Here is a 5722-nt window from a genome sequence, read left to right on the forward strand (position 1 = left end):
CCTTGAATCAACCCTCCGTCCGCGCCGCAAGCTTTTTAATAGGTCCTGAGCCTAGAGCCAGCTGCTGGGATGACCAGGGTGAGGGGCGCTGCTTGCAGGCGCGCGCGGCCGGCCTGCCAGGCAACGCAGCAGCAGGTCAACGAACACTGGTTAAAATACAGTGATGGATTTTGGTCGGAGCGGCGGGATTTGAACCCACGACCCCCGATCCCCCCGGAGGGGCGTTCTCGATCATTAATGTTATTAAATTTCCGATGATTAGGTCGAGAGCAACGTCATACCAAGTTTCTACCATGACAACCCAGGCGCGCCAGTTTTGGGCGCAACAAGCCTGGGCGCGCGGGTGGATGCCCCCACCGCCCTGGGCGGGTGAACTGACCGTCCCGCCTGTGCTGCTGGTGGCCGAGGATATTGGCGGCTGGTGCTTCACCGACGACGAGTTACCATGCACCGCGGTTCGGCTTGGTACCGGTGGCGGCTGCGCAGCGGCCGATGGCCCCGTGGGAAGATCCAGCGAGCGCTCTTCAGCGCCGTGCCGACCAAGCCGCCCAGCGGCCGGAGAAGCACCCGCCCTGCTGAACGCCGCCAGCAGGCTGCTGAAAACGAATAGCCAGCGAAAACAAGATCGAGGTGCTTTGCCCCTGCATTACGCCAGGACGAAACTGAGTTTCCTCCATCTTCGTTCGATTATTCACGTTAGAAATTTTCAAAGGTCCAGGAAAATCATTTTCCGGGTGGGAGAGCGCGGCAGGGCAAAGCCCTTTTGCTCTTTTCGTCCGCAATCAGAAATTTTCCGCAGCCAGCACCTCGACCTTCAGCTTGATGCCAGGCGGCATAATTCCCTCGATCAGATCGCTACGCAGGCGGCGATAGACCTGCGTGGCCAGGGTGGTGGGCCACGCGAGAGCGGGATGTGGCGTCATGTCGCCGGAGTGCGGCGGGTCGCAAATCTCACCAACAACATTGCGCAGCTGACATCGTCGATATAAAATCCAGAAGACCCCGGACAACAATTTTTTGGTGGATGGCTGACAGGGCGCAACCTCGCCCAGCACAGTGCTGCGAAGACGGTGCAGGCTGTCAAGGGAAGGGAATCGAAGAATGTTGCATCGTCGCCGAGATCTTGCCGGACTGGCCGGCCTGGCTCTGGCCGCGCCGGCCCTGCGCTCTGCCTGCGCCCAGGCCGCCTGGCCCGAACGCCCGGTGCGCCTCATCATCCCCTTCGCCGCCAGCGGTGGTGCTGACACCTTCACCCGCCTGCTGACCGAACCGCTGGGCCAGGCCTTCGGCCAGCCCTTCGTGGTGGAGAATCGTCCCGGTGGCGGCGGTGTCATCGGCACAGATGCCGTGGCCCGGGCCACCGATGGCCATACGCTGATGATGCTGACGGTGACGCATACGGCGAACGAGACGCTGATGCCGAACCGCCCCTATGTGCTGATGCGGGATTTTGCGCCGGTCGCCTGCCTTAATCGCACCTATCAGGTGCTGGCGGTGAATGCGAATTTCCCGGCAAGGAACGTGGCGGAGTTGATCGCGCTGGCGAAGGCGCGGCCCGGCACGCTGGATTACGCATCCTCCGGCCCCGGAACGCCCTATCATATCGCCTTCGAGGTGTTCAGCCACGCCGCCGGCATCCAGGTGCAGCATCTGCCCTTCCGCCTCAGCGGCGATGCCCGCAACGCCATCGCCGGAGGCACCGTGCCGATGATGTTCGACGGCATTGCCACCATGATGCCGCTGATCCAGTCCGGCCGGGTGCGCGCCTTGGCCACCACCGGCCCGGTCCGCTCCTCCCTGATGCCAGACATCCCGACCGTGGCGGAGACGGTGCCGGGCTACGAGCAGGTGGGCTTCAACGGGGTGATGGCGCCGGCCAGCATGCCGCCCGCCCTGGTGCAGCGGCTGAACAGGGAGATCAACCGCATCCTCGGCACGGACACCATCAAGGCCGCCTTCGCGCGGCTGGGCGCTGAGATGGCCCCGATGAGCGTGGCGGAGTACGACACGCTGCTGCGTACCGATATCGAACGCCGGCGGCAATGGATTCGCCTCGCCGGCATCCAGCCGCAATGACAGGAAGCCGCATGGTCTCGTTCATCCTCAACGGCGCGCCGGTGGCGCTGGATCTGGCGGAGCACGTGCCGCTGCTGGGCGCGCTGCGCGGCCCAGCGGGCCTGTCTGGCCCGCATTTCGGCTGCGGGGTGGAGGCATGCGGCGCCTGCGCCGTGCTGCTGGACGGCGTGCCTACCATGTCCTGCGCCCTGCCGCTGGGCGTGGTGGCGGGCCGGTCGGTGACGACGGTGGAAGGCCTCGGCACGCCGGCGGCGGCGCACCCGTTGCAGACGGCCTTCCTGGAGGAGCAGGCGGGACAATGCGGCTATTGCCTGCCCGGTATCCTGATTGCGGCGGCGGCGTTGCTGCGCGCCAATCCTGCGCCGGATGACGCGGCGGTGCGCCAGGCGCTGGATCCGCATCTGTGCCGCTGCGGCAGCCACAATCGCATCGTCCGCGCCGTGCTGCGCGCGGCCGCAAGCATGAGGGAAGCCGTTGCCGCATGAACACGCCGCCAAAGCTGCCGGCGAGCCTGCAGACCAATCCGCGCCTGTCCCGCTGGCTCGACTTTCCGGGCCAGGGCCGGGTGACGATCCGCCCCGGCAAGGTGGAGATCGGCCAGGGCATCCTGACGGCGCTGTCGCAGATTGCGGCGGATGAGCTAGATGTGGCGCTGTCGCGCATCGAGGTGCAGCCGGTGGCGACACCGGACAGCCCAGATGAGGGTGTGACGTCCGGCTCGCTTTCCGTCCAGAATAGCGGCGCGGCCCTGCGCCATGTTTGCGCTGAAGCCCGCGCCATCTTCCTGCAGGTTGCGGCGCAGCGCAGCGGCGCGACGGTCGGGGATCTGCGGGTGGAGGATGGCGTATTCTTCGGCCCGAACGGCGCCGTGGGGTCCTATTGGGAGTTAGCGGCGCAGCAACTGCTGGACAGCGACGCCACGCCCGGCGCCCGCGCCAAGCCCCCCGCCGCGCGCCGCATCGCGGGCACTTCCTCCCTTCGCCGCGACCTGCCGGACAAGGTGTTTGGCGTGGCGCGCTTCCTGCACGACCTGCGGCCTGACGGGCTTTGGCACGCGCGCATTATCCGCCCACCCTCCCGCGCCGCAACGCTGCTTGACGTGCCGGAGATCGCCTTGCCCGGCGCGGCCCGCATCGTCCGCGACGGCAGCTTTGTGGCCGTGCTGGCGGAGGCCGAGCACGAGGCGGAGGCGGCGGCGGCCAGCCTTGCCGCCGCGCTGCGCTGGGCCGAGCGAGACACGCTGCCCGATGAGGGCGCGATGGAGGAGTGGCTGCGCGGCGCGCAGGCCAATCATGCGGTGGCGCAGCAGCGCAGCGCCGAGGACGCGCCAGCCCCCACCCAGCGCGTCACCGCCAGCTTCTTCCGCCCACCCATCGCCCATGCCTCCATTGGCCCATCCTGCGCAATTGCGCAGTGGCATGGGGAGGCGGTAGAAATTTGGTCGCATACCCAGGGCCCCTACAACCTGCGCATGGACATAGCGAAGGCGCTGCGCATGCCGCAGGAGGCGGTGATAATCCGCCATGTGGAAGGTGCGGGCTGCTACGGCCATAACGGCGCTGATGACGTTGCGCTGGACGCGGCCTTGGCGGCGCGCGGCGCTGCGGGTCGCCCAGTGCGCGTGCTGTGGAGCCGTGCGGATGAACTCGGCTGGTCGCCAGTCTCTTCCGCCATGGTGGTCGATGTGGATGCGGCGCTGGATGCGCAGAATGCCATTTCCAGCTTCCAGGTGGATGTCATCAGCAACGGCCATTCCTCCCGCCCCGGCCGCGGCAAGCTGCCGACGCTGCTGGCGGCGGCCGATCTTGCCGAGCCCTTCGCCGTGCCGCCGGCCATCAATCACGGGCTGGAACGCGGCGGCAGCGCGCATCGCAATGCGGTGCCACTGTACCGCATGCCCAACCTCCGCGTGACGCTCAGCACGGTGACGGACATGCCCTTCCGCACCTCCGCCATGCGCGGGCTTGGCGCGCCGGTGAATGTATGGGCGCTGGAATCGGTGATGGACGAACTCGCCGGCCTGGCGGGCGAGGACAAACTCGCCTTCCGCCTGCGCCATCTGGACGACGAACGCGCCGCCGCCGTGCTGCGCGCCGGCGCTGAGATGGCCGGCTGGGAAGACCGCACAAGGCGGGAGGGCAGCGGCCTCGGCATGGCGGTGGCGCGCTACAAAAATCTCGGCGGCTGGTGCGCTGTCTTCGCCGAGATCGAGGCCGAGGAGGTGATCCGGGTGGGCCGGATCTGGATCGCCGCCGACCTGGGCGAGATCGTGAACCCCGATGGCGCGGCGAATCAGCTGGAAGGCGGCGCCATTCACGCCACCAGCCAGGCGCTGAAGGAGGCCGTGCGCTTCGACCGTCGGCGCATCACCAGCGATAGCTGGGAGGCCTATTCGATCCTGCGCTTCTCCGAAGTGCCGGCGGTGGAGGTGAAGCTGCTCGACCGTCCTGAGATGCCGCCGCTCGGCGCCGGCGAACCCTCCTTCGGCCCGACGGTCGCTGCTATTGCCAATGCAATCCATGACGCGCTGGGCGTGCGCCCCCGGGTGATGCCTTTCACACCCGAAAACCTCGCCAACGCGCCGCAAAGGCCCTGACATGCCCGAGGAGATCACGCTGACCCTCGGCTGCTTCGAGACCGATCGCGTGCGGCCCATCCTGGATGGCCGCATCCGCATCCCCGGCATGCGCTTCCAGCGTGAGCCGGGGGAGCCGCAGGACCTGTTCCGCCGCGCGCTGCGGGATAAGGCTTTCGACGTTACCGAATTGTCGCTCTCCTCGCACATGGTGACCACGGCGCGCGGCGATGCGGCCTATATCGGCGTGCCGGTCTTTCCCTCCCGCGCCTTCCGGCATTCGGCCGTCTATATCCGTAAGGATCGGGGAATTCGCGGCGCAGCGGATCTGGCTGGGCGGCGCATCGGTTTGCCGGAATATCAGCAGACGGCGGCATTGTGGGTGCGCGGCATGCTGCGCGAAACCTACGGCGTGGACACCCGCAGCATCGCCTGGCGCATCGGAGGTTTGGAGCAGCCGGGGCCTGGGGAACGGGTGGCGCTGAGCCTGCCGCCGGAGCTTGATGTGCGGCCTATCGGGGCCGGTGAAAGTCTCAACGGCTTGCTGGCGGCGGGCGAAATTGACGCCATCATCGGCCCCCGCCCGCCTTCCTGCTTCACCACCCAAAGCGCGCCAGTCGAGCGGCTATGGCCGGACTACCGGGCTGAGGAGGAGCGCTATTTCGACGCCACCGGCTTCTTCCCCCTGATGCATTGCATTGCATGGCGGTGCGGAAGGACGTGGCGGCCGCGCATCCCTGGCTTCCGGCGGCGCTGTTCAGAGCCTATGCCGAGGCCAAGGCGTTGGCGCTGGCCGAGCTTGCGATGATAAATGTGCCTCGCGTTTCGCTGCCTTGGATAGCGGCAGAAGCAGCGACCCAGACCGCGCGCTTCGGCGGCGATCCCTGGCCCTACGGGTTCTGGCGCAACCGCGAGGAGATCGCCGCCATGCTCCGCTTTGCGCGGGAGGACGGGCTGGTGGCCGCGCCCTTGGCGCCGGAAGATCTGTTCGATCCGACGACGCTGGAACTGAGCTGCTAGTGTCCTGATTCCGTAGTTCCTCCGATTTGGAGGGTGCGCTGACAGAAGCGC

At 67.3% G+C, this 5722-nt stretch carries 6 protein-coding genes; 5 read left to right on the forward strand and 1 reads right to left on the reverse strand.

The genetic code is table 11. From position 1 onward, the window contains the following. Nucleotides 1–782 precede the first annotated feature (782 nt). On the reverse strand, nucleotides 783–1055 hold the full coding sequence (locus ABWP84_RS17835; protein ID WP_353213372.1) for a hypothetical protein: 273 nt from the start codon (nucleotides 1053–1055) through the stop codon (nucleotides 783–785). A gap of 46 nt (nucleotides 1056–1101) precedes the next feature. Here ABWP84_RS17835 and ABWP84_RS17840 point away from each other — a divergent pair, with 46 nt between their 5' ends. The 5 genes from ABWP84_RS17840 to ABWP84_RS17860 are packed head-to-tail and all read left to right on the forward strand — an operon-like array spanning nucleotide 1102 to nucleotide 5671. Then, nucleotides 1102–2076 (forward strand): tripartite tricarboxylate transporter substrate binding protein, encoded by a 975-nt coding sequence (locus ABWP84_RS17840; protein WP_353213373.1) that lies wholly within the window; start codon nucleotides 1102–1104, stop codon nucleotides 2074–2076. Between the two features lie 11 nt (nucleotides 2077–2087). Continuing rightward, nucleotides 2088–2561, forward strand: a complete 474-nt coding sequence (locus ABWP84_RS17845) for a (2Fe-2S)-binding protein (protein ID WP_353213374.1) — start codon at nucleotides 2088–2090, stop codon at nucleotides 2559–2561. After that, nucleotides 2558–4672, forward strand: a complete 2115-nt coding sequence (locus ABWP84_RS17850; RefSeq protein WP_353213375.1) for a molybdopterin cofactor-binding domain-containing protein — start codon at nucleotides 2558–2560, stop codon at nucleotides 4670–4672. Before ABWP84_RS17845 ends, ABWP84_RS17850 begins: the two co-directional genes overlap by 4 nt. Nucleotide 4673: 1 nt before the next feature. Beyond that, nucleotides 4674–5459, forward strand: a complete 786-nt coding sequence (locus ABWP84_RS17855) for a hypothetical protein (RefSeq protein ID WP_353213376.1) — start codon at nucleotides 4674–4676, stop codon at nucleotides 5457–5459. Next, nucleotides 5435–5671 carry a hypothetical protein gene (locus ABWP84_RS17860; RefSeq protein ID WP_353213377.1) on the forward strand — a complete coding sequence of 79 codons (237 nt, stop codon included), beginning with the start codon at nucleotides 5435–5437 and terminating at the stop codon, nucleotides 5669–5671. Before ABWP84_RS17855 ends, ABWP84_RS17860 begins: the two co-directional genes overlap by 25 nt. Nucleotides 5672–5722 lie beyond the last annotated feature (51 nt).

The organism is Rhodovarius sp., from assembly GCF_040399605.1.
GTDB lineage: Bacteria > Pseudomonadota > Alphaproteobacteria > Acetobacterales > Acetobacteraceae > Rhodovarius > Rhodovarius crocodyli_A.

Coding starts and splice junctions, on each gene's coding strand:
- ABWP84_RS17850 (WP_353213375.1), top strand. CDS start 2,558: ATGAACACGCCGCCAAAGCTGCCGGCGAGCCTGCAGACCAATCCGCGC.
- ABWP84_RS17855 (WP_353213376.1), top strand. CDS start 4,674: ATGCCCGAGGAGATCACGCTGACCCTCGGCTGCTTCGAGACCGATCGC.
- ABWP84_RS17840 (WP_353213373.1), top strand. CDS start 1,102: ATGTTGCATCGTCGCCGAGATCTTGCCGGACTGGCCGGCCTGGCTCTG.
- ABWP84_RS17845 (WP_353213374.1), top strand. CDS start 2,088: ATGGTCTCGTTCATCCTCAACGGCGCGCCGGTGGCGCTGGATCTGGCG.